General features: G+C 63.8%; 11 protein-coding genes, 1 pseudogene and 1 other annotated feature. Of the genes and pseudogenes, 7 read left to right on the forward strand and 5 right to left on the reverse strand.

What is annotated here, in order from left to right; translation table 11 throughout:
- Positions 1-121 precede the first annotated feature (121 nt).
- Positions 122-1,353, reverse strand: a protein-coding gene (locus tag ACIGHN_RS02160; RefSeq protein WP_396503086.1) for an IS3 family transposase whose coding sequence is annotated in 2 segments (ribosomal slippage) — positions 122-1,065 and positions 1,065-1,353 — 1,233 coding nt in all. Because the reading frame shifts where the segments join, the coding sequence is not laid out codon by codon here.
- Positions 959-1,075: a sequence feature (AL1L pseudoknot), on the reverse strand. It overlaps the preceding gene by 117 nt.
- A 160-nt stretch (positions 1,354-1,513) precedes the next feature.
- Between ACIGHN_RS02160 and ACIGHN_RS02165 the strand changes: the two genes are divergently transcribed.
- From ACIGHN_RS02165 to ACIGHN_RS02180, 4 genes are all read left to right on the forward strand, one after another.
- On the forward strand, positions 1,514-1,912 hold the full coding sequence (locus ACIGHN_RS02165; protein WP_396503087.1) for a hypothetical protein: 399 nt from the start codon (positions 1,514-1,516) through the stop codon (positions 1,910-1,912).
- Positions 1,909-3,414 (forward strand): RAD55 family ATPase, encoded by a 1,506-nt coding sequence (locus ACIGHN_RS02170; protein ID WP_396503088.1) that lies wholly within the window; start codon positions 1,909-1,911, stop codon positions 3,412-3,414. The genes ACIGHN_RS02165 and ACIGHN_RS02170 overlap by 4 nt, the downstream gene beginning before the upstream one ends.
- Positions 3,401-4,180 (forward strand): diguanylate cyclase domain-containing protein, encoded by a 780-nt coding sequence (locus ACIGHN_RS02175; RefSeq protein WP_396503089.1) that lies wholly within the window; start codon positions 3,401-3,403, stop codon positions 4,178-4,180. The genes ACIGHN_RS02170 and ACIGHN_RS02175 overlap by 14 nt, the downstream gene beginning before the upstream one ends.
- A 1,013-nt stretch (positions 4,181-5,193) precedes the next feature.
- Entirely contained in the window at positions 5,194-13,692 is an 8,499-nt protein-coding gene (locus ACIGHN_RS02180) for a GH36-type glycosyl hydrolase domain-containing protein (protein ID WP_396503090.1), read from the forward strand.
- A 721-nt stretch (positions 13,693-14,413) separates the two neighbouring features.
- On the opposite strand, the gene ACIGHN_RS02185 is transcribed toward ACIGHN_RS02180, so the two are convergent.
- Both ACIGHN_RS02185 and ACIGHN_RS02190 read right to left on the reverse strand, forming a co-directional pair.
- A complete protein-coding gene (locus ACIGHN_RS02185) occupies positions 14,414-15,928 on the reverse strand; it encodes a DUF4041 domain-containing protein (RefSeq protein ID WP_396503091.1) in 1,515 nt (504 codons plus the stop codon).
- Between the two features lie 240 nt (positions 15,929-16,168).
- Positions 16,169-17,071 carry a LysR substrate-binding domain-containing protein gene (locus tag ACIGHN_RS02190; RefSeq protein WP_396503092.1) on the reverse strand — a complete coding sequence of 301 codons (903 nt, stop codon included), beginning with the start codon at positions 17,069-17,071 and terminating at the stop codon, positions 16,169-16,171.
- Between the two features lie 163 nt (positions 17,072-17,234).
- Between ACIGHN_RS02190 and ACIGHN_RS02195 the strand changes: the two genes are divergently transcribed.
- Genes ACIGHN_RS02195 through ACIGHN_RS02205 form a run of 3 tightly spaced genes read left to right on the forward strand, consistent with a single transcriptional unit; the run spans position 17,235 to position 20,693 of the window.
- Complete coding sequence (locus ACIGHN_RS02195; RefSeq protein WP_396503364.1) at positions 17,235-18,170, forward strand: tripartite tricarboxylate transporter substrate-binding protein; 936 nt, start codon at positions 17,235-17,237, stop codon at positions 18,168-18,170.
- 22 nt (positions 18,171-18,192) lie between these two features.
- Positions 18,193-19,350 carry a trans-sulfuration enzyme family protein gene (locus tag ACIGHN_RS02200; RefSeq protein WP_396503093.1) on the forward strand — a complete coding sequence of 386 codons (1,158 nt, stop codon included), beginning with the start codon at positions 18,193-18,195 and terminating at the stop codon, positions 19,348-19,350.
- A 29-nt stretch (positions 19,351-19,379) separates the two neighbouring features.
- Positions 19,380-20,693 carry an aminotransferase class V-fold PLP-dependent enzyme gene (locus ACIGHN_RS02205; protein WP_396503094.1) on the forward strand — a complete coding sequence of 438 codons (1,314 nt, stop codon included), beginning with the start codon at positions 19,380-19,382 and terminating at the stop codon, positions 20,691-20,693.
- Between the two features lie 113 nt (positions 20,694-20,806).
- Here the strand turns inward: ACIGHN_RS02205 and ACIGHN_RS02210 are convergent, their stop codons facing one another.
- Positions 20,807-22,300, reverse strand: coding sequence for a PepSY-associated TM helix domain-containing protein (locus ACIGHN_RS02210; RefSeq protein WP_396503095.1), 1,494 nt, complete (start codon positions 22,298-22,300; stop codon positions 20,807-20,809).
- A gap of 2 nt (positions 22,301-22,302) precedes the next feature.
- Positions 22,303-24,399: pseudogene (locus ACIGHN_RS02215) on the reverse strand (TonB-dependent receptor).
- Positions 24,400-24,412 lie beyond the last annotated feature (13 nt).

Raw genomic sequence — 24,412 nt, forward strand, 5'->3', positions numbered from 1 at the left:
TGAACTCTTCGGGATATGGCTGCTTTGTCATGGCACCTCCTATTGGGCCTCAGGTTTGAGGCTCGAAGGTGTCTAGTTCAGCCGGGGCGATTCAGTTTCCGCGGAGGCTGTTTGGTTTAAGTCAGACAACCACCTCGGTGCCGTGACTGGCGAGTTGACGGTAATAGTTTGCCTCAGCCTCAGCAGGCGGGATGTACCCGATGGGTTCGAGCAGGCGATGGTGGTTGAACCACGATATCCATTCGAGCGTGGCGAACTCGACTGCTTCCTTGGTTTTCCATGGAGCCCGGCGGTGAATCAGTTCGGCCTTGTACAGGCCGTTGATGGTCTCGGCCAGGGCGTTGTCGTAGCTGTCGCCCTTGCTGCCCACCGAAGGCTCGATGCCAGCTTCCGCCAGTCGCTCGGTGTAGCGAATGCTGACGTATTGCGAGCCTCTATCGGAGTGACAAACCAAACTGCCATCGCGCTCAGGCTGACGGGCATAGAGGGCTTGCTCCAGGGCGTCGAGAACAAAGTCTGTGCGCATCGAACTGCTCACACGCCACCCAACGATGCGCCTGGCAAACACGTCGATGACGAAGGCCACATACAACCAACCCTGCCAAGTCGAAACGTAAGTGAAGTCGCTCACCCAAAGTTGATTGGGCCTATCGGCTTTGAACTGGCGGTTGACCCTGTCCAGCGGGCACTGTGCTTTGCCATCACTGACGGTGGTTCGTACGGCCTTGCCGCGCATCACCCCGCGCAAGCCCAACTGCCGCATCAGCCTCTCAACAGTGCAGCGGGCCACTGTCGTGCCTTCACGCCTTAGTTGCCGCCATACCTTGTCGGCGCCATAGACCTGCATGTTGGCCTGCCAGACGCGTTGAATCTGCGGCATCAGCACCTCGTCGCGCTTGGCTCTGGTGCAGCGCTTGTGAGGCTGGCGCTGCAATGCTGCATGGCGCCAATACGCCGACGGAGCGACCTGCAGAACCTTGCAGAGCGGCTCGACCCCGTAGGCTTGTCGATGCTGATCAATGAAGCCTTTCAGGACTTCAGACGGCGGTCGAGCTCCGCCTGGGCGAAAAACGCGCTGGCCAGTTTCAGTATCTCGTTGGCCCGGCGCAGCTCTTTGACCTCGCGCTCCAGTTCCTTGACCCGTTGGGCTTCGGCCGTGGTGACACCTTCTCGCGTGCCTGCATCAACTTCGGCACGTTTGACCCACTCGTTCAGGGTCTGGGGTACACAGCCAATCTTTGGGGCGATGGATTCGATGGCGGCCCACAGCGATGGGTATTCCCCGCGCTGCTCCTGCACCATCCTCACTGCACGCTCACGCACCTCAGGCGAGAACTTGTTTGTCTTCTTCATGGCTCAATCCTCTCAGAGTGTTGAGCCTCCTCAAAAACCGGGGCGATTCACGCCGTATCGTGCGGTGTAGCGAACCGCTCCCTTGAAAATGAAACCGTAGCTGCTGTGCATCTCCAGACTGCAGGCTTACGAGCCAGGACGTCATTGAACAAATTGCCACATGCAGCACATAGACTCAGAAAAAAACGCTGCAGTAGGCGCGCAATTTGTGGCTATGGCTGCCGTGGACCGCTGGGAAAAAATCGTCGACGTTCTGACGCCGATCCTTGGGCGGCGGGGCGTGGCCGCCCTGTACCGCAGGACACTAGATGTGGCCGGCTGTCGCCATCCTTGCCTGCTGTACGCACACGAGAGCGATGAGCATACGAGTTTTGAGCCGCTTCGGCGACTGCTGGAGCAGCAAAGTGCAGATGCTGCTACCGCCGCTAGCGAGGCATCGCTGCAAACCTTGCACGAGCTGCTGGACAGCCTTATTGGGACCAACCTCACTCAGCGGCTGCTTGGCTCCCTGTCGTTCCCCCTCGTCAGCAGCTCGCACGCACAGGACACCAAGACATGACAAGCAATGTGACTATCAGGCAGCTTGCAACGGGAGTCCCAGGCCTGGATCAGGTGTTGGGAGGCGGCCTTTCAGAGTTTTCCTTCAACCTGATCGCTGGACCGCCCGGCTCCGGCAAGACCACATTAGCGCATCAAATCATGTTTGCTCTGGCAACGCCCGAGCACCCCGCGCTATATTTCACGGTGCTGGGTGAGCCGCCACTGAAAATGTTGCGCTACCAGCAGCAGTTTGGCTTCTTCGACAGCGAAAAGGTCAACCAGGCAATCCGCTTCATTAGCCTTTCTGATGCTTCGGTGGAGGGAGACTTCAACTCCGTGCTGTGCCGCATCACGGAGGAGGTAAGAAAGCAAAATCCGGGGCTAGTCTTTGTCGACTCCTTCCGCTCCGTGGTACTGGCCAAACAGGTACTGGGCGAGTCACAGGAACAGCTGCAAAGGTTCGTGTACCAACTGGGCGTGCTGATGACGAGCTGTCAGGCCACGACATTCCTAGTCGGGGAGTACTTCAACGAACCGGATTCCAACCCAGTTTGCTCCGTGGCCGACGGACTGATCTGGCTGCGCCAAAGCGTGCAACGCAATTCAATGGTGCGAAAGATTGAGGTGTTGAAGATGCGCGGACAACCGACGCTGCCAGGCCTGCATACATTTCGAATAGACAAAGGGGGCATTCGGGTCTTTGCGCCGGTGGGACAAGAGGTGCAAGCGCGCGACGCGCTCACGGCAGTAATAGGCCACGAAGGCCGCCTGTCCATCGGGGTGCGAGAACTTGACGCCATGTTGGGCGGAGGCTTGCCCCGTGGCTATTCGGTGCTGGTTGCTGGTCCGTCAGGCTCCGGCAAGAGCATTCTGGCAGGCGCATTTCTGGCCGAGGGCGCACGGCAAGGAGAGACCGGTGTGATCGCCGCCTTCGAGCAACAGCCCAGCGGCTCACGCAACCCTATGGTGGCTGCGCTGATTGCCCAAGGCGTGGTCGGCATTGTGGACAGCCGCGCGCCAGACCTGTCGATCGACGAAATCGTGCACCTTATCGTTGCCGAGATTAAGCGGCTGCAAGCCACCCGCGTCGTGATCGATTCGCTCTCAGGGTTTGAGCTGGCATTGGCACCAACCTTCAGGGACGATTTTCGCGAATCGCTGTCGCGCATGGTCACTGCTCTGGCAAGCACGGGGGTCACGGTATTGATGACTTCCGAGCTCGAAGATCGATACACTGACTTGCGCTTCAGCCCTTATGGAACGGCCTTCCTCACCGATGTCATCGTCGTGCAGCGCTACATTGAGATCGACAGCCGCCTGCAGCGCATGATCGCAGTTGTCAAAATCCGCGGCAGTGCCCATTCCAACGAACTGCGACTGTTCCACATCGGAGATGATGGCCTGAACATCGGCGAACGGTTAGCGAACCATGTCGGCCTGCTGGGTGGGCGGCCTACTCGCGAATCAGCCCCATTCTCAACGCTGCAGTTACGTGAGATGCAAACAGATGCAGCCGCTTGATGCTGTGCACATAGAACAGGTCCATGCACTTACCCAAGTCGCCGCCGACCTGAACACGGCGTCGCTGGAACTAAAAAGAGTGCTTCTGCAGATCGACGATGCACGTTGCCTTCTGGAGCGCCTGCACGTGCAGCTGCAGGACGCAAAGGCACTGGTCGATGCCGGCACCAGCCAGCACCTGGTGGAGGCCAATGCACACTTGGTCATCACAGCCTTGAAAAGCCAAGCCGATACCGAGCAGATCACGCAGGAGCTAACGGCGCTGTCGCGCTCTGCCGAGATCGACGGGCTTACCCAGTTGCCCAATCGAACACTGCTACATGACCGCTTCAACCGGGCCATGGCTCACGCCAAGCGGCACCACACCCGCTTGGGATTGCTGTTCATCGACCTCGATAAATTCAAGGCGATCAACGACACGTTAGGACATGCGGCGGGAGATACCGTACTGCAGCAGACGGCCCGCTGTATGGCGGCTTCCATTCGGGATGTGGACACTGTAAGCCGATACGGTGGCGATGAGTTCGTCATCCTACTGACGGACATCGCTGAATTCTCCGACGCCGTCGTGGTCTCGGACAAGGTGGCGGCGGCCATTGCCACTCCGATGACGCTGGGAAGCGAACGGCTGGTGATTTCTGTCAGCATTGGTGTGTGCATCTACCCGGACGACGGACTGCGGTTCGATGACCTGATGGTCTGCGCAGATGCCGCCATGTACAGAGCCAAGAAGATCAAAGAAGCCAATCTGCAGCCTCCATCATGAAGGCCAGATGAAGGCGTGGCGAAGACTAGAGCTGATGTATTGAACATCCAGTGAATATGGAGCAGCGAGAGAATTGAGTGCACCGCCGTGCACGGTTGCATCACGTCCCCGGGAAGCTGCCACCAAAATGTAATGCCGAAGCGGCACGGGAAGCGCTGTCAGAGAGGCTCTCGAGTTGTCACTACGGAAACTGCAGCCTCTGCGTCCCCTGAAGTGAAGGGATTTACGCTCAGCTCTGCCACCAGCTTATGGTGCAGTGCCAACCGTGTGTCCTTAGCCTTCCGATGGCCGCGACATCAATCGCTTCCAGACGTCAGACGAGCAACGACCAATCTATCTTCTGGCGTTGGACGAGCCGAATTCGGAGGACCTACTCACTTCTTTGGTTGCGGCCTGTGACGAGCCCCGAAGCCTCATGAAATCGCTGATATTGAACATGAGCGCCTATTGCCGGACGAGCACTACCATGGGGCCGGCAAAGTAGATGGTCAGGATCAAACGTGGGTCATGCTCGCGCTCGCTAGGTTGCTTAGCGTTTACCGCGCGGTACGCGACGCCGAACGTCGCCATGACCGATGCTATGGAAAGCATCCTCCGTTCAGAAAGTGTTGGAATGCTCGCTGCGGGCGCTGCAATGCCAATTGATTTTCATCTGAGTGGCTTGAGATCGGTTAGACCTAGGACACAGGGGAGGCCGCAAAACGAGGTCATTTCGCTAGGTGTGCGAAGACAGGGGCGCATACTGCGTTTGCGCTAACTGCAAAAATGGATTGTTCCTATCCCTCGCTGAGCGCCTACCTTCAGGCAATGGCTCTGCAAAGAGCCCACGACATTTCCATCCGCACGTTGCCGCGCAGGCCATGCCTACGCCCGACGCCATAGCATTTTTAGAGGCGGACAGCCAAGCGTGTCCACACCTCTTGCCGTGGGCAACTCGCAGGCATCGTGATGTCACGGGGCCCTGAAAGGTTTCTGTGTTGTCTTATCTTGCTCATGCTTGGCAGGGCACAGCCATGCCGCCGTGGAATGATGCCGCGCCGGTGCGTGAAGAACTATTCGGGTTAGAGCGGCTCGAACAGCATGCCCGCACCCTGGCCGTGGCGCAGCAGACAAGCTCCAGGCCCCTGGCTGTTCCCTCTCTGCAACGACGCCTGCGTTCCAATGCGAGCCAGTTGCTAGCCGCATACCGCGCTAGTGCCGCCGAGTTGGCATCTGGTTCCAGCGTGGTGCCTGCAGCCGACTGGCTGCTGGACAACTACCACGTGGTGGAAGAGCAGATCCGTGAGATCCGGGTCGACCTGCCGCCGGGCTATTACCGGCAGCTACCCAAGCTCGCGCATGGGCCGTTTGCAGGCTATCCGCGCGTTTTCGGCGTTGCCTGGGCCTTTGTCGCGCATACCGACAGTCACTTCGATCCGTTGGCGCTGCGCCGCTTCATTGCGGCATACCAGCAGGTACAGCCGCTGCTGATCAGCGAGCTTTGGGCGGTTGCCATCACCTTGCGCATCGTGCTAGTGGAGAACCTGCGCCGGCTTGCGGACCAGATCACGGCTGGCCGGGCGGACCGCGCCGACGCGCAGGCGTTGGCCGACCGCTTGCTCGCGTCGGGCAGCGCTTACTCCGCCCTGGTGGGAGACATCGGGACGCGCGCTGACGGACCGCTGTCGGAGCTCTTTGCCGCGCAGTTGGCCAAGCGTCTGCGCGACCAGGACCCGCGCACCACTCCGGCGCTGCAGTGGCTGGAAGAGCGGCTCGAGTTGCAGGGCACCAGCATGGGCTTGGTGATCGAGCATTCGCAGCAGCGCCAAGGCGCGTCAAACGTCAGCGTGCGCAACGTGATCACCAGCATGCGGCTGATGTCTGACATCGACTGGGCCGACCTCGTCGAGGGCATGAGCTTGGTAGACGAGCGTATGCGCGAGGGCAGCGGCTTTGCGGCGATGGACTTTGCCACGCGCAACCTCTACCGCAGTGCCATCGAGCAACTGGCACGCGGCTCTGAATGGACCGAGCTGGCGATTGCCGAGCAGGCGCTGGCCAGCGCGCAGGCGGCCGCGGCCGCCCAGGGCACAGGAGCCGGCCTCGCGCGTGCCAGCGACCCCGGCTACCACCTGGTGGCCGAAGGACGGCCCGCGCTGGAGCAGGCCATCGGCTTCAAGCCGCCATGGGGCTTTCGCTTCAACCGGTGGCAAGTCGGCCTGGGCGTGGGTGGCTACATTGCCGCCATCATGGCCCTGGCCGTGCTGCTGCTGGGTGCGGCGCTGGGGTGGGCCGGCATGCACGGCACGCACCCGGGCTGGCTGGTGGCGCTGGCGCTGGCCGGCTTTCTGCCCGCCACCGAGGTGGCCAGCGTGCTCGTCAACCGGCGCGTCACCCTGCGCTTCGGTGCGGTAGGGCTGCCGGGCCTGGCGCTTGACGACGGCGTGCCCACCGGCCTGCGCACCCTGGTGGTGGTGCCCACGCTGCTGACCAGCGAGGCGGACCTGCGCGCCCATATCGAGAACCTGGAGGTGCACCACCTGGCGGGCGCGGGGGGCGACCTGTCGTTCGCGCTGCTGTCCGACGGGATGGACGCAGCCACCGAGGTGGTGGCTGGCGATGCCCACCTGATCGCCGTGGCGCGGGAGGCGATTGCCGCGCTGAACCTGCGATACGGCCCGGCACCGGGCGGCCAGCGCTTTTACCTGTTGCACCGGCATCGCCGCTTCAATGCCGGCGAGAACTGCTTCATGGGCTGGGAGCGCAAGCGCGGCAAGCTGCATGAGCTCAACCGCCTGCTGCGCGGCGCCACGGACACCAGCTTCATGGCGTTGGACGGGCGCGAACAGCCCGACATCCTGCCCGGCGTGCGCTACGTCATCACGCTGGACGCCGACACCCGGCTGCCGCGCGATGCGGCGCTGCGCCTGATCGGCAAGATGGCCCACCCGCTGAACCAGCCCACCTTCAGCCCGGCCGAGCAGCGCGTGGTGGGCGGGCATGCGATCCTCCAGCCGCGCGTGACGCCGGCGCTGCCCATGGGGCTGGAAGGCTCGCTTTATCAGCGGCTCACCTCCGGCCCCGGCGGCATGGACCCGTATGCGGCCGCGGTGTCTGACGTGTACCAGGACCTGTTCGGCGAGGGCTCGTACACCGGCAAGGGCATCTACGACGTGGACGCCTTCGAGGCCGCGCTGGCCGGGCGCGTGCCCGAGAACACGCTTCTCAGCCACGATTTGTTCGAAGGCGTGCTGGCGCGCGCCGGCCTGGCGTCGGACGTGGAGGTGGTGGAGGACTTCCCGGCGCGCTACGACGTGGCCGTGCAGCGCCAGCACCGCTGGACGCGTGGCGACTGGCAGCTGCTGCCCTGGGTGCTGGGCCGGCGCCACCACGGCTTCCCGTTGCCGGCCCTGGGCCGCTGGAAGATGCTGGACAACCTGCGCCGCTCACTGCTCGCCCCGGCCGGGATGCTAACTCTGTTGCTGTGCTGCTGGCTGCCGTGGCCGCAGGCGCCGTGGGGCGTGCTCCTGGTGCTGGCTGCGCTTGGCGTACCGGCGTTTCAGCCAGGGATGGCCGAGCTGTGGGCCAGCCGCCCCGGCATCCGCGTGGCCAGCCACCTGCGCCTGTTGGCGTCCGACTTCCGCGTGGCGGTGCTGCAGACCGTGGCCGCCATCGCGCTGCTGCCCGACCACGCTTGGCGCGCGGTGGATGCCATCGTTCGCGCGCTGGTGCGGCTGTACGCCACGCACCGGCAGATGCTGGAGTGGAAGACCGCCGCACAGTCGGCCACCAAACCGCGCCCGGGACCCGCAGGTTTTTACGGACTGATGGCCGGCGGCCTGCTGCTGGCCACCGTGCTGGCGGCGGGTACCGCCGTGCTGGCACCCGCATCGCGGCCCCTGGTGCTGCCACTGCTGGCCCTGTGGCTGGCGGCGCCGGCCCTGGCCTGGCGTTCGAGCCGCCGTTCCGTGACCGCGCCACAGAGCGCACCCGCCCTGGACAACGCGCTGGCCCTGCGACGCATCGCGCGCCGCACCTGGCGCTTCTTCGAGACCTTCGTCACGGCGGCCGAGCACCACCTGCCGCCCGACAACTTCCAGGAAGACCCGAAGCCAGTGGTGGCGCGCCGCACCTCGCCCACCAACATGGGGCTGTACCTGCTGTCGGCCGTGGCCGCGCGCGACTTCGGTTGGGCCGGTGCCGTGCAGACTGCGGACCGGCTGGAAGCCACGCTGGCCAGCATGGGCGCGCTGGCGCGCCACCGGGGCCATTTCTATAATTGGTATGACACGGGCACGGCGCAGGTGCTGGCACCGGCCTATGTGTCGTCGGTGGACAGCGGCAACCTGGCCGGCCACCTGATCGCGCTGGCCAATGCCTGCGAGGGCTGGGTGCGCGCGCCGCTGCCCTGCACCTGGGTGCAGGGGTTGGGCGATGCCGTAGCGCTGGCGCGTGAGGCGGTGACCAGCGTGCCCGCAGCCCAGGGCGCGCAGGGCCGGCGGCTGCTGGCCATGCTGACCGAGATCGACGCCGCAGTGGCTGCAGGCGACGTGGAGATGGGCTTACCCGCCCTGCAGCGCCTGGCCGACAAGGCGCTGAAGGAGGCTCAGGACATCGTGGTGCCGGCAGGCAGCGGCGATGGCGAAGCATTACTGTTCTGGACCGGTGCTGTGCACGCGCGGGTCGCCGAGCAGGGGCGCGACCTGCAGGCTGCCGGGATGGGCGCGGATGCGCCCCCACTCGACATGCGCTGGCAGGGGCTGGCCGACACGGCGCGCGCCCTGGCGCTGGACATGGACTTCGCCTTTCTGCTCGACCCCGAGCGCAAGCTCCTGTCCATTGGCTACGCGGCGGTGGAGAACCGGCTCGACGCCAATTGCTACGACCTGCTGGCGTCCGAAGCGCGGCTGGCCAGCCTGTTCGCCATCGCCAAGGGCGACGTGGAGACGCGCCACTGGTTTCGCCTGGGGCGCACGGCGATACCGGTGGGCAAGGGCTCGGCCCTGGTGTCGTGGTCGGGCTCGATGTTCGAGTACCTGATGCCATCCCTGGTGATGCGCGCGCCTGCCGGTAGCCTGCTGGAGCACACCAATACCCTGGTGGTGCAGCGGCAGATAGCCTATGGCGGGCTGCAGGGCATACCTTGGGGCATTTCCGAGTCGGCCTACAACGCGCGTGACCTGGAGTTCACCTACCAATACTCCAACTTCGGCGTGCCGGGCCTGGGGCTCAAGCGCGGGCTGGCCGAGAACCTGGTGATCGCCCCCTATGCCACGGGCCTGGCCAGCATGGTGGATGCCACCGCGGCGGGACACAACTTCTCGCGCCTGGCACAGCTCGGTGCCCTGGGACAGCACGGCTTTTATGAGGCGCTCGATTTCACGCGCAGCCGCCTGCCCGAGGGTCAGGCCGTGGCCATCGTGCGCACCTACATGGCCCACCACCAGGGCATGACCATCGTGGCCATTGCCAACACCTTGCACGGCGGGCAGATGCGCGAGCGCTTTCACCGCGAGCCCATGGTGCAGGCCTGCGAGCTGCTGCTGCAGGAGCGCATGCCGCGCCTGGTGGCCGTGGCCCACCCGCGCGCCGAAGAGACGCAGACCGGCCCCGCCGACGTACGCGACGACCTGCATGCGGTGCGGCGTATGGGCGCGCCGGGCGCGGGCGCACCGGCCACGCACCTGCTGTCCAACGGGCGCTATGCCGTCATGCTCACCGCGGCCGGCACCGGCTACAGCCGCTGGCGCGACCTTGCGGTGACCCGCTGGCGCGAGGATGCGACCAGCGAAGACTGGGGCTCGCACGTCTACCTGCGCGATGCGCACAGCGGCCGCACCTGGTCCGCGGCGGCAGAACCCTCGGGCCGCGCGGCTGACAGCTACGAGGTGGCGTTTGCCGAGGACCACGCGGCCTTCACGCGCCACGACGGCAGCATGACCACCACCACCGAGGTGATCGTATCTGCAGAGGCCGATGGCGAGGTGCGCCAGGTCACCCTGGTCAACACCGGGCCGCGTGCGCGCGAGATCGACCTGACCTCGCACGCCGAGCTGGTGCTGGCCCCGCCTGCGGCCGACAACGCCCACCCGGCGTTCTCCAAGATGTTCGTGCAGACCGAGTACCTGCCCGAGTTCGGCGCGCTGCTGGCCACGCGCCGTGCGCGCAGTCCGGGCGAGCCGGGGGTGTGGGCCGCTCATTTTGCGGTGGTGGAGGGCACGGTGATCGCCCCGGCGCAGTACGAGACCGACCGGGGTCTGTTCCTTGGCCGGGGCCGCACGGCGCGCAATGCGCTGGCGGTGCATGGCGGCGGCGCGCTCTCCAACACCGTGGGCACGGTGCTGGACCCGGTGTTCGCGCTGCGCCAGCGCGTGCGCATCGCCCCCGGCCAGACGGCCCGCGTGGCATTCTGGACCCTGCTGGCGCCCACGCGCGAGGCACTGCTCGACCTGGTGGACCAGCACCACGACCGCAGCGCCTTCGAGCGCGCCCGCACCCTGGCCTGGACCCAGGCCCAGGTGCAACTGCGCCACATCGGCATCGGTGCCGAGGCAGCGGCGGACTTTCAGCGCCTGGCGGCGCCCATCCTCTATGCGGACGCGCGCTTTCGGGCGCCGGCCGATGCCATTGCGCGCGGCGCGGGGCCGCAATCGGGCCTGTGGCAGCACGGCATCTCGGGTGACCTGCCCATCGTGCTGCTGCGCATCGACGACATCGAGGACATCGCCCAGCTGCACCAACTGCTGCAGGCGCATGAGTACTGGCGCATGAAGCGCCTGGGCGTGGACCTGGTGGTGATCAACGAGCGTGCATCGTCCTACGTGCAGGACTTGCAGATCGCCATCGAGACCGCCGTGCGCAGCAGCCAGTCGAGGCCGCGCCTGGGCGAATCGCTGGCGCAGGGTGTGGTACACACGCTGCGTGCCGACCTCATGGATGCGACCTCGCGCGCACTGCTGCAGTCCATCGCCCGGGTGGCCCTGTTGGCGCGGCGCGGCCCCATTGCCCAGCAATTGGCACTGATGCCCGCGCAGATGCCCGAACCGGTGGCCAGGCCAGCGCCTGTGCCGGCACCGCACCCACAGTACGGTTCAGCCATCGAGCCGGACGCCGCCGAGCTCGAGTTCTTCAACGGCCTGGGCGGCTTCGACAAGGACGGCACGGAGTACGTGACCATCCTGCGCGACGGGTCCACCACGCCCGCGCCGTGGATCAACGTCATCGCCAACCCGGCCTTCGGCTTCCAGGTGTCGGCCGATGGCAGCGGCTACACCTGGGCCGGCAACAGCCGCGAGAACCAGCTCACGCCCTGGTCCAACGACCCGGTGAGCGACCCGGCCGGTGAGGCGTTTTTCGTGCGCGACGACGCCAGTGGCCAGCTGTGGAGCCCCACGGCGCAGCCCATTCGCGGCCAGGGCACCTACACGGCGCGCCATGGGCACGGCTACAGCCGCTTTCTGCACGAGGCCCACGGTATCGCGCTGGAGTTGCTGCAGTTCGTACCCATCGCTGACCCGGTCAAGGTCTCGCGCCTCACTGTGCAAAACCGCACGGCGCAGGTGCGGCAGATCACCGTGACGGTGTATGCGGAGTGGGTGCTGGGCACCTTGCGTGGAGCGTCGGCCCCGTTCGTGCTGACCGAGCGCGATGCGGACAGCGGCGTGCTGCTGGCACGCAACCCCTGGAGCACGGCGTTAGCCGGTCGTGTGGCCTTTGCCGACCTGGGTGGCCAGCAGACGGCGTGGACGAGCGACCGCACGGAATTTTTGGGGCGGCATGGCAGTCTGGCGGCGCCAGCGGCGCTGCGCGGCCAGGCAGTGCTGTCCGGCGGCGGCGGTGCGGGGCGCGACCCCTGCGCGGCGCTGCAGTGCACGCTCACGCTGCAGCCGGGGGAAACCAGGGAGGTGACCGGCTTCATCGGGCAGTGCGCATCGGCGGCCGAAAGCCTGGCCCTGGTGGCCCGCTACCGCCTGCTCGACGTGGATGCGCTGCTGCAAGAGGTGGCAGACCATTGGCGCAGCCTGCTGGGTACAGTGCAGGTGCGCACGCCCGACCGTGCCATGGACATCATGCTCAATGGCTGGCTGCTGTACCAGACGCAGGCTTGCCGCATCTGGGCACGGTCGGCCTTCTACCAAGCCAGCGGGGCCTACGGTTTTCGAGATCAGTTGCAGGACGGCATGGCGCTTGCCTTTGCACGTCCCGAGGAGACGCGCGCGCATCTTCTACGCGCCGCAGGCCGGCAGTTCACCGAAGGCGACGTGCAGCACTGGTGGCTGCCGCACTCGGGCCAGGGCGTGCGCACGCGCATCTCGGACGACCGGGTGTGGCTGGCGTTTGCCACCGCCAGCTATGTGCAGGTGTCGGGCGATGCGGCGGTGCTGGACGAATCCATTGCCTTCCTGGAAGGGCCTGCACTGCAGCCGGGCGAGCACGACGCATTTTTTCAGCCCATGCTGGCCGACGCATCGGCCACCTTGTTCGAGCACTGCGCGCTGGCGCTGGACCAGACCATGGTATTGACCGGCGACCTGGGCCTGCCGCTCATGGGCACGGGCGACTGGAACGACGGCATGAACCGCGTGGGCCAGGAGGGCCGGGGTCAAAGCGTGTGGCTGGGCTGGCTGCTGGTGCGCACGGTGGCATTGATGGCGCCGCTGGCCGACGTCCGCGACCCAGGCCGCGCAGCGCGCTGGCGCGCGCATGCCGAATCGGTGCGCGCCGCGCTGGAGCGCGAGGCCTGGGACGGCGCCTGGTACCGGCGTGCGACCTTCGACGACGGCACCTGGCTGGGCACGCACGAGGGACAGGAGTGCCGCATTGATTCCATCGCCCAATCGTGGGCGGTGCTCTCGGGCGCCGCTGACCCGGCGCGGGCGCTGATCGCCATGGCCTCGCTGGGCGAGAAGCTGGTGCTGCCGCAGGAGGGCCTGGCCCTGCTGTTCACACCGCCGTTCAACACTACGCCGCACGACCCGGGCTATATCAAGGGCTACCCGCCCGGCCTGCGCGAGAACGGCGGGCAGTACAGCCATGCCGCCATGTGGGCCATCATGGCCCGGGCCCAGCTGCGCACCGACCCGCAGGCCGGCACCCGGGCGCACGCGCTGTTCGCGCTGGTCAACCCGATCCACCATGCGCGCACGCCCGACGAGGTGGCACGCTACCGCGTGGAGCCGTACGTGGTGGCTGCCGACGTCTACTCCGTAGCACCGCACGCCGGGTGCGGAGGCTGGACCTGGTACACCGGGGCCGCAGGCTGGATGTACCGGGCCGGGGTAGAAAGTATCCTGGGGATACGGCGCGAGGGGGTGGTGCTGGTTATCGACCCGTGCATTCCTACGCATTGGCCGGGTTTCGAAGCCAACATCGTTCTCGGCGACGCCCACTACTGCATCAAGGTGACCGCCACTGATACACCAGGACGCAGAGGTCTATCGGCAACTTTGGACAATTCCCCTCTAGACATCGATGACGGCGCGCTGCGCATTCCCATCACTCCTGGCCAGCATACATTGCAGCTGGTGGTGTAATCATCCTGAAGTTTGCTCGTGGCAAAAGGCACCCGCGGCACACGGGTAAAGACAGTCATCGGATCTTGCAGGCACTGGGTGTTGATTGCCTCCAAAATTTGCTGCTCAATCCTTTCTAGCTGCATCTGCAGCGATGCCAACGACGCTGGAATCCGACACGCACCCGTGACATGGACTCGTACTGTGTTGCCCGTGACAGTCGGACGGTTTCGCCGAACTGGATTTCCTGGCTACTTATGCTGAGCGGATCCTCTGGGACTCTGGGCTCTACTTGTCGCCATCGGGTAGCCAGATTCGGGTGAACGTGGGAAATGACCAAGAGCTAGCTGTGGTCGCGAAGTTGGTCGGTGGCGCGAGATTTCTCGATTGGACTTAGCACCGTCATCTGAGCAATTCGGATAAAACTGCGCGATCCCACGGCGGCCGAACTTCACATAGCTGGCCTAGCTGTGCCTGGGAGATTCTATGGACAATGACTGCTTTGTACTAGTTCGCGTGAACACAGAAGCAGCCGATCACGGACAGTAATCGCTGCTGAGCTGTCGTTGGCAATGCTCGGCTTTGCAGCCGCAACGACCGCGTCACACGTCAGAATGGAAATTGCACAGCACTGTTCGGATAAGGAAGTCGGAAAGCGGGAAACGCGGCCACGCATGATCCGGCAGAGCTCAACGATAGTTGCAGAAATTTGCAGCTTCCGCGAGGCCAAAGGCCTGTCGCGTCACTTACCCATCGCTGCTTGCTCAGCGCTCTGGATTGCTGGCACAGGCATAGCCAACCGCAAGCTTTCCCGGTACTGCTCTGCTGGAGCTGCATGAACCACTTCCACTACCGCGTCGTAATTTGCCCGGATCACTGCCTCAATCTCTTGGAGATCAGCACGGAAAAACTCTTTGCGTCCATTGACCTTGTTCAGTCTGCCGGCTGCGAAATGCGTATGCAGCTTGGCCTCCAATGCCGGGGCATTGTCCGAGAAGACGAGTGCATGCACGTCAAACCGAAAGGGCACTGAGGCGTCACCAAGCTCGTCGACCCGGTCCATGGGCTCCAGCCTTCTCGTCATGCCGACCTTGTAGATTCCCTCGCCAAAAGCTCCGATGTTTGAAATGACGTAGACGTAGCCAGCGCGTGCGTTCTGCTCGCGGTAATCCAGCAGCCGCTCATCGTCATCGAGCTTGGCGCTCTGTTCGGTGATCTCTTCGATGCGCGTCTTCAACTCAGCACGCTCTTGAGGGTCAGTCGACGCCGTGAGGCGCAACTGGAGTTTTTGGATGGCCCCCGTGAAATGGCGACGCTCTTTGTCAATCTTGGCCCGGGCTTCCCGGATTTCTTTCTCTAGCTTTTCCTGCTCGCGCTGGTCCTCGCGTGCTTGGCGGATCGCCTCTTTTTCCTCTTGACGCTTCATCTGGTACTCGTGCGCAAGATAAAGCTCTTCCAGTTTGCGCTCCAAGACGATGTCTTTCCAGAAAGCGCCGACCGCCTTCACCAAGGTGTTGCATGTGGCGAACGACCGGCGAATACGCTCCTCCATCTTGTCCAAATTGCTGAACTTGACATTGTCAACGCAATAGTCACTCTCGCTGTTGAAGGACCTCAACGCCAGTTTCATCACGTCCTTGCGCATCTTCTTCCACTGCGCCTTCGTAAATTCAACGGCGTAGTTGTCCCACGCATCGATCTCGGCGCTCAAGCCCCGAGCTGTCCTCTTTTGGTCTTCGCGGTTTTCGTCCAGTCTCTTTTTGTACTCAGCACTGTTCGTGAACTGGAACTTAGGCTCATAGAGGGCGAATGACTCCAATTGGATAGCATCCTCAGCGCCGAGAATTTGCGCCTGGAGTTCTTGAAGCTGCCGCTGTGCAGCGGCCAGGTCCGCCTCGTGCGAGCCGATCTGAGCGCGAGTGTTGTCGAGAAGGGCTTTTTGTGCAGCGGCCAGCTCCGACTCTTTTTTGGCGTTCTGAGCGCGAGTGTTGATAAGGAGCGCCTGTTCGCTGCGAATTTGATCCTGAACTGCTGCGCGAGTGTTGGCGAGGAGGGCCTGCTCGGTGCGGATTTGGTCCTGAACTGCTAGTAAATCGAACAGCCCGAGCGCCTTATTCTGGGCCACAAGCTCATCGTATTTGGCCTGCAGCACCTCTTGGTCTCTGTATGACTGCAGCCGGTGCGACTGCAGCTCGGCCTCCAGCCGCGTTGCGGCCGCCCTGTGCTCGGGCCCCTTGAAATAGTCGCTCAATGCCATCGCGCACCTCCCCTTATTGCATTTTTTGTTCTGAACCCGGCCCGTTTCCGCCCGGCTTGCGAGAAGCAATGATGGGCACACGCGGGTCTGCGTCAAGTGTAGTTTTACAAAGCAGGAGACTTCATGTCTGATAACAAGCAGAGCACTGGACAGGACCGCAAGCTCACCTCAGCTAGCTGTTTTTTTGTGAAATGCTTTGTCTCGCATGTATACACAGGGACACGTTTCACTTCACATCAATCAGGAGCTTTCCCTGTCTGCTCTGGCATTGCGCGCACTCAGCAGACATGCAGCCAAATCACGGACGATGCGGGACTTGGGCAGATCCGGCCTGAAGATCAGCAATGTGCGAAAGTGCACGGCTGCTGAGAACGGGCGAAACACCACGCCACGTGCTGCATAGCCGTCTGAGGCGTAAGGATTGACCAGTCCTACGCCCAGCCCCTCCATCGCCAGCGCACATACGGTGGATGAATTGGGTGTCTCTGCAACGACTTTCGGCCTGACGCTGCTGGTTTCCAGAATCTGCGCCAGCTTTCTGCGCACCGTGTCCTCCGGTGATAGCGCGATGAAGGCCTCCTCGTGAAGGTCTTCGGGCTTGACCACCTTGCGCGAGCAAAGCCTGTGGCCTGCTGGCATGGCACAGACCGCTTTGGGCGTTGCGAATAGCTGGTGCTCCAGCCCCGCCACATCGATTTCGTCTGCTGCCAGGCCCACATCAAAACGGCTGCTCACCACCAGCTCGCGCACGGTAGCCGAACTGGCCACCTGCAGGGTGACTGCAATGGAAGGGTGCTTTTCGCGGAACAAGCGAAGCGCATGCGGCACCAGCGTCGATCCCATCGCTGCCAGGCTGGCAATGCGAATGTCTCCCGTCCCGAAGTCTCGAATGCGCGCTGCGCTGATGCGCAGTCGGTCGAGACCCTGGAAGGTGGTCTCCACATCCCGAAAGAAGAGCTGGCCTTCAGCGGTGGGCACCAGCCGCCCGCGAACCCGGTCGAACAGGGCAAAACCAGTGGTTTTCTCCAGCTCCAGGATGCTGCGGCTGATGGCCGGTTGGCTGATCTGCAGCAGGTCGGCCGCTCGGGATGCAGAGCCCGTCACCATCACCGCACGAAAGGCTTCGATCTGACGAAAGTTCATTCACAACCTATCAGCTTTTGGCATAGACCATATCAATCACATCATTGATTGTTATCAACCTGGATTCTAAAGTCCTCTCATTCACCGAGCCACAGACCTTGAAAGGACCAGAGCCATGGACCGTCGATCGTTACTACAAAAGAGTGGCGCAGCCACCGCAGCGATGTTGTTACCCGGTAGGTCGCTGTGGGCACAGGCGGCATACCCCGACAAACCCATCAAGCTGATCGTTCCGTGGTCTGCGGGAGGCAGCACCGATGTGCTGGCCCGCGCGGTCGGCCAGAACATGGCCGATGGGCTGGGCAAGCCCGTGGTGATCGACAACCGTCCCGGCGCTGCAGGGCGCCTCGGTGTGGACGCCATGGTCAAGTCAGCAGCTGACGGGTACACGGTCGCCATCATCGAACTGGCCCACGCGATTGCACCGTCGATTTATCAGAAGATGCCCTACGACATCATGAATGACGCTGCGGCGATCTCCACTCTCGGAGTTTCGCCCCTGGTCCTCTTCGTCGATGCGCAGAAGTACCAGGCGGGGCAGCATCAGAAGTTTGTGGCCGATGCCAAAAAGGCGGCAGAGCCCTTGAGCATCGCCACCAGCGGCACGGGCAGCATCAGCCACCTGGCGGCGGGTTTGTACGCCAAAGAGGCCAAGCTGGAATTGCAGATGGTTCCATACAAGGGCTCAGCGCCTGCATTGACCGATGTGGCAGCGGGCGTTCTGAGTGGTCACTTCTGCACATTGGCGAGCGCCAGCAGCCTGTTCAGCGCTGGAAAGATCGTTCCCCTGATGGTGACGGGCAACCGGCGTGTGCCACAGCTTGCGAATGTACCCAGCGCCAGCGAATTGGGGCTGAACACCCTGGACTTTGGACAGTGGTGGGCATTGATGGCGCCAGCCAAGGTGCCCAAGTCCATCATTACCACGCTGCACAAGGCGACGGCCACTGCACTAGCGGACAAGCAGGTGCAGTCCCGCATTTCCAGCCTGGCCATCCAACTGGGCAGTCGCTCGCCTGACGAGACCCAGGCCTTCATCCGCGCCGAAGCCATCAAGTGGGCCAAGGTGGTCAATAGCCTGGGCATCAAGCCCGAATGAGTCGACCAGCAAGAGCCTCCGCATGACCGCACAAGCCAACTCTCCCGAACCGCCCAACGATCAGTTTCGCAGTTTGTCACCCGCCGTGTGGCGGGCCTCCACCGTCCTGTTCGATACCGTCGCAGACTTCACATCTCGCAAAGACCGCCTGTTTGACGGCTACACCTATGGCGTCACAGGCACCCCGACCACGCGTGCTTTGGAAGAGCGCGTGGCGGCACTCGAAGGAGCCCAACATTGCATAGCGGTGCCTTCCGGGCAGGCTGCGCTGTGTTTGATCGCCCTGTCTTTGCTCAAGGCTGGGGACCATGTTCTCATTGCAGACTCCGCCTATGGCCCGCTGCGCACCTTCGCCCGCGACTACCTGCAACGCTTCGGCATAGAACACGACACCTTTGATCCGTCAGCAGGTGCAGACCTTGCGGCGCTGCTGCGCCCCCAAACCCAATTGGTGTTTCTCGAATCCCCCGGCTCCATCACGATGGAGATGCAGGACATTCCGGCCATCGTGAAAGTGGCTCAGGCTGCGGGCGTGTGCACGGTGCTCGACAACAGCTGGGCCTCACCCCTGGGGTTTCGCGGTGTGTCAGCGGGTGTGGACATCGTGGTGGAGGCGGCATCCAAGCTTCTGAGCGGCCACTCCGATCTACTCCTGGGCACCATCTCAACGAACAACCGGTCGCTGTACGAGACGTTCAGGACCACACAGAGCGTCCTGGGGCAGGCCGTGAGTGCCGAAGACTGCTTCCTCGCCCTGCGGGGCATGGACACGCTGGAAGTGCGCTACGCCCACCAGTGCGCCAGCGCGCTGGCAGTGGCCTCAGCACTCGCCAGCCAAGAGTCGGTGGCGGAAGTCCTCTTCCCGCCGCGCCCTGGAGACCGCAGCCACGCACGCTGGGCAGCCTCGTTTACCGGTGGTGGGTGCGTGCTGTCCTTGATACCTCGCTTCCACAGCGATGCAGCCATTCACCAATTCTTCTCGGCACTGCAGGTGTTCCAGATTGGAGCCAGTTGGGGCGGAGTTCACAGCCTGGCAGCGTTCTACCCCGCAGCAGAGCAACGCAAGCGCAAGCACTGCGCATTCGGTGCGGGCATCGTCCGCCTGTCGATTGGGGTGGAGCCCCCAGCCAGGCTCATCGCCGATCTTGAGCAAGCCTTGCAAGCCGTCGCAGCGCAATGACTTCCCCCCAACACCCTAGAGAGCACGCCATGACTGAACGACGCGACTTTTTCCGCTACGCCACCGCCAGCTCGCTGGCTGTGGCCATGGGCACAGCATCCGCCGCCACGGCGGTAACGGCCAGCGCAAACACGGCCTCGATATCTGCCGCCGCAGGCTCCAGCGCACTGCAAACAGAACTTGCGGGTCTCTACGATGTAGACCGGACCGTGGTCAACCTTGACGCGGCTTACTACGGAGCCATGACCCGCGAGGTTCAAGCACACTACTTCGAGCGTTTGATGTGGGTGAACAAGTACAACTCCACGTTCTTACGCAGCGCCGTACAAGGCATGCCGCGCGATCCTGAACTCAACAAGTCTCGTGCCGCAGTAGCCCACCTCATCGGAGCGACACAGGATGAGGTCACGCTGTGCGGTGGGGGTACGGAGGCCCTCTATTCGCTGATCGTCAACTACCGGCCGCTGAAGTCAGGCGATGCGGTGATCTACGCCGACACCGACTACGATGAAATGCAGTACGCCATGGACTACCTGGAGCAAAGCCGGGGGGCCAGGGTGGTGCGTTTCAACCTGCCCGAGCCCCACACCCGCGCCAATGTGCTCGAAGCCTATGACCGCGTTTTGCGCGACACACCGCGCGCCAAGTTGCTGTTGCTGACGCATGTCTCCAACCGCAATGGCCTCGTGCCGCCAGTGGCAGAGATTGTGGCCATGGCCAAGGCGCGGGGTGTGGATGTGATACTGGACAGTGCCCAGGCTGTCGGCCACATGCCCTTTGATGTGAAAACCTACGGTGCGGATTTCGTGGGCTTTTCATTGCACAAATGGGTGGCCGCGCCGCTTGGCACGGGTGCCATTTACATCAAGAAGGAACGGCAGGCGGACATTCAACAATGGCTCGGAAACAAGCTCTACAAAGCGGAGGACCTTCGCTCGCGCATCCCCACGGGTACGGTGGATGTGGCCGCCCGGCTCAGTATCCCTCAAGCCCTAGCAGTGCAAGAGCGCATTGGACTGGATCGCAAGTTCTCGCATTTGCGCGCCCTGCGCAATTATTGGGTCGACAGGGTGCGGGATGTGCCGGGTGTCGAACTCATGCTACCCCAGGAGCGCGACAACTATGGGGCAATCAGTGCATTTCGCCTGGCAGGCCTGCGGACCATGGAGCAGGCGCGCCAGGTGCAGGCGCGCTTTATCTCAAAGCACGGCATTCTTGTGGTTGCTAAGTCAGGGCTGGCTTCCGGACCTGTGATGCGGGTGACCCCGTCGCTGTTCAACACTACAGAAGAGATGGATCGCTTGGTGGCGGCCATTCAGGCGGAGCGAAATCTGTTCACCTGAGTTGGGGAGAGGCACGTCGCCATTCTCGGTACTGGACTCTCTGCGGGTTCGTGCTCGGGCCTTCAGGAATTGACCACCTGGATCAGTCCAGTATCGAAATTGACGGCGGCGGCTTACCTCTGCTTCGACAAAACCACTAATGCGTCAAAGACACCTATCGCTGCCATCGATAGCCCGACAAGTGGAAACGCGATACCTCCAATCGCCAGCAACGCAACCACCCCCACCAAAGCGCGACGCTGCGCAGGCAACGGTGGCACACCCACACTGCCCACAGGCCGGCGCTTGAACCACATCACCGCCCCCGACACGCAAAGCAGCACAATCCCCATACACACCGCCAACAGCAGCAGTTGGTTGAGCACGCCCCATTCCTGTCCCAGGTGAATGTTGATACCCCACTCCAGCCAACGCCCCAGCGGACCGTAGTCGGCGTACGTCATATCGAGCAGTGGCTGGCCGGTGAATTGGTCCAGGTGCACCACGCGCTGGCGGGCCAGGTCGTGCGGGTAGACGGAAGCAGTGAACACGCCCAGCGCGCCCTGGGGCGGGTTGACGGTGTAGCCGGAGGCCAGTTGCAAGCGCTGCACCTGGGCCATCACGGCATCGATGTCCAGCGCAGTGCGTGCAGGGCCAGACAACGCGGGCGCGGGCTGCGCCGCCGCACCCTCGCCATGCAGGGCGCGTGGGTTGTCTTCCGTCTTGGCCTGGGCGTGAGCTTGGTGGCCTGCATGACCGTCATGGCCTGCACCACCCGGCTGCTGCGTCTGCTGCAGCGTCCACGGCAGGTGCGCCGCATCCGCCAGGGGTTGGCCCGACATGGGCAACTGCACGCGCACACCGGCCGGGTAGCCAAAGTTGTGACCGTTGGCCCATTGGTTGACCTTCGCGCCCCACAGCACCGACCACGGCATGCCGGTGATGGCGAGGAACAGCAGGCCCACGCCCACCACCAGCCCGGTGACGGCATGCAGATCGCGCCAGTACACCCGCTGGCGCGGGGTACCGCGCACGCTGATCACGCCGCCCTTCGCCACCGCGCCCCGACCGCGCGGCCACCACAGATAGAGACCCGTGAGCACCAGCAGAATCGCCCAGCCCGCCGCCATCTCGATGAAGCCACGCTGCACAGGCCCAAAATACTTGAGGCTGTGCAGCTTGCGGATTGTCCAGCCCATGGTGCCCCGGTCGCTCAGGGTGCCCAGCACCTGGGCGTTGGCGGGGTTCAGGTACACGGCGACCTTGGCGCCGTCGGCCGTGCGCACGCCCACCTCGGCAGAGCGGCCCGGCGCGGCGGCCGGCGTGTACTTGAACCACGTGCCCGGCTGCACCCCCAGGGCGGCGGCCAGCACCGCGCTGTGTGGTGCGGGCTCGGCCCCTGGCGATGCGGGCACCGGCACCGTGAGCAGGTCCGCGTGCACGCGCTGGTCGATGGTGTCGTGGTACACGTACAGCGCGCCCGTCACCGCCAGCCAAATCAGCAGGGGCAGCACCAGCAGCCCGGCATAGAAATGCCAGCGCCACACGGCGCGGTACAGGCTGCTGCGGGTGAGCGCCGTGCCGGGTTCCGTTGGCGTATCGGCTGCAGCGGTGAGAGCGCGCGCCATGGTCAGAACTTCCAGTTCAGGCTGGCATAGGCGCTGCGGCCGTCACCCGGCGAATAGCCGGACGAGCCGCTGTCGTACCACGCATAGACGTACTTGCGATTCGTCACGTTCTTGAGCTGCACGCCCACATCCAGCGTGGGCGAGAAGCGCCATGTGGCGCCCAGGTTGAGCAGCGCGTAGCCCCCGGTGCGGCCCAGCGTGTTGGTGCGTTCCAGGTAATAGTTGCCCTGGGCATTGGCCCAGGCGCTGAGCTTGAGCTGCGTGCTGGCCTGGTAGTCCACGCCCAGCGTGGCCAGGTAGTGCGGCACATTTTCGATCTCTTTGCCGCGTGTGGCGGGGGCGCTGGGGTCGGGCTGCACGATGCGCGCGATTTGCGATCAGTAGCCGATCCAGCCGCTCCACTGCGCGTTCAGGCGTGCGTTGAGCTGCGCATCCAGCCCCTTGCGCAGGGTGCGACCCACATTGCCCTGGCCGCCGGGGTCGGGCAGGCCGTTCACGCCCAGCACGCGGGCCACTTCACCGCTGGCACGCTGCTCCCAATAGGCCACGCGGGTCTCAATGCCTGGGGCAGGTTGCCACTTCAACCCTGCCTCCCAGCCGTCGTTGAGCGAGGGATCGAGGTTGCGACTTTGCGAAGGCGTGCGGTAGCTGTCGATGCCCGCGCCAATCTGGAAAGTGCGGCCCCAGTTGGCGTACACGCTGGTGTCAGGCCGCACGGCGTAGACCACGCTGATCTTGGGCTGGGTGATGGTGCCGTAGTCGTGCACTGGGGAGGTGACTTTGGTAAGACCATCGGTGAAGCTGCCGCTCACGCGGTCCACGCGCAGCGCGGGGATGATCTTGAGCGCTTGTACGGGCTGCACCACGGCCTGCACGTAGGCGCCCCGGGTGTTCAGGTCAAAGTCCCAAGCGCGGATCTGCGAGGTACGCACCTGCTGCAGCGTGCGGTAGCGCTCTGCAGCGTTGTCCTGCCACTGGGCGTCAAAGCCGCCTTCGAGTGTGAAGGCATGCACCCACGCCACCTTGGGCCGCCAGGTCAGCGTGGTGATCAGGCCCTTGTGGGTTTCGTCGTTGTAGCGCTCTTGCTGCACGCCCGCTTCAGAAAACCGCACAAAGCGCTGATTCTCGTAGTGCTGGGTGTAGGCCTTGGCGGTCCAGCTCAGGTCGTTGTCGAACTGGCCGTCCAGGTGCGCGCTCAGCTGCGTGGTCTCGCGCTCGCTGCGGTCCCAGGCGGCGTAGGCGGGCGAGCTGCGTGGTGCGCGGGCGGCCTGCTCTGCCGTGAGGTAGCCGGATTCGAGCGCCTTATTTTTGTAGTAGCGGGCGATGAGGCCTGCGCGCCACTGGCCGCTGTCGCTGGTGTAGAACCACTTGCCCGATAGCGCCTTCTTGTTGGCGTCGGCGTGGTCGCGGTAGCCATCGGATTCGCGGGTGGCTACAAAGTAGTTCTGGCTCCAGTTGCCGCTTTCAAAGCCTTTGGTCAGTTGCAGCTCACGCGTGCCAAAGCTGCCCAGCGTCACGCTGGCCTGGCCGTCGTTGCCGCCCTGGCGGGTGATGACATTGGCGTTGCCTGCGATGTTATTCAGGCCGTAGCGCGGGTCGTTGGTGCCGCGCACGATCTCGATTGCCTCGATGTCGAGCGGGAACACCGCATCCAGAAACGGCATGCCGCCCGCGTTGTCGTTGCTGGGGATGCCATCGATCAGCAGCTTGACGGCGTTGACCCGGCCTTCGCCGTTGAAGCCGCGCATCGAGAACCGCCCGGCGTCGGTGCCCTGCTTGAACTGCGTGACCTGCACGCCGGGGGCGCGGGTGAGCAGCTCCCAGCTGTAGTCCACATGCTGGTCTTGCAGCACGCTGGCGCCCAGGATGTCCACCGAGCTGAACACATTGCGCACGTTGAGCGCGCCCGAAGGGGCGGACTGCACAGTGATGGTGCCCAGTGTGAGGGCGGCGTCTGCGGGTGCCTCAGCGGCAGAAGCGGGCGAAGCCGCTGACTGGGACCACACAGGAGCAGAAAGGGTAGCGATGGCAGCCGAAGCGGCCAAGGCCAGAGCATGACGCACTGGCAGAAAAGGAGTGGAGCGGGAATGGCTTGTCATAGGGTTCACACGG

Source organism: Acidovorax sp. NPDC077693 (genome assembly GCF_044542805.1).
GTDB lineage: Bacteria > Pseudomonadota > Gammaproteobacteria > Burkholderiales > Burkholderiaceae_C > Acidovorax.

What these genes read in the sequence shown, in the direction of transcription:
- ACIGHN_RS02175 (WP_396503089.1), top strand. Translation starts at nt 3,401, where the DNA reads ATGCAGCCGCTTGATGCTGTGCACATAGAACAGGTCCATGCACTTACC.
- ACIGHN_RS02210 (WP_396503095.1), bottom strand. Translation starts at nt 22,300, where the DNA reads ATGGCGCGCGCTCTCACCGCTGCAGCCGATACGCCAACGGAACCCGGC.
- ACIGHN_RS02195 (WP_396503364.1), top strand. Translation starts at nt 17,235, where the DNA reads ATGTTGTTACCCGGTAGGTCGCTGTGGGCACAGGCGGCATACCCCGAC.
- ACIGHN_RS02170 (WP_396503088.1), top strand. Translation starts at nt 1,909, where the DNA reads ATGACAAGCAATGTGACTATCAGGCAGCTTGCAACGGGAGTCCCAGGC.
- ACIGHN_RS02200 (WP_396503093.1), top strand. Translation starts at nt 18,193, where the DNA reads ATGACCGCACAAGCCAACTCTCCCGAACCGCCCAACGATCAGTTTCGC.
- ACIGHN_RS02165 (WP_396503087.1), top strand. Translation starts at nt 1,514, where the DNA reads ATGCAGCACATAGACTCAGAAAAAAACGCTGCAGTAGGCGCGCAATTT.
- ACIGHN_RS02180 (WP_396503090.1), top strand. Translation starts at nt 5,194, where the DNA reads ATGCCGCCGTGGAATGATGCCGCGCCGGTGCGTGAAGAACTATTCGGG.
- ACIGHN_RS02185 (WP_396503091.1), bottom strand. Translation starts at nt 15,928, where the DNA reads ATGGCATTGAGCGACTATTTCAAGGGGCCCGAGCACAGGGCGGCCGCA.
- ACIGHN_RS02205 (WP_396503094.1), top strand. Translation starts at nt 19,380, where the DNA reads ATGACTGAACGACGCGACTTTTTCCGCTACGCCACCGCCAGCTCGCTG.
- ACIGHN_RS02190 (WP_396503092.1), bottom strand. Translation starts at nt 17,071, where the DNA reads ATGAACTTTCGTCAGATCGAAGCCTTTCGTGCGGTGATGGTGACGGGC.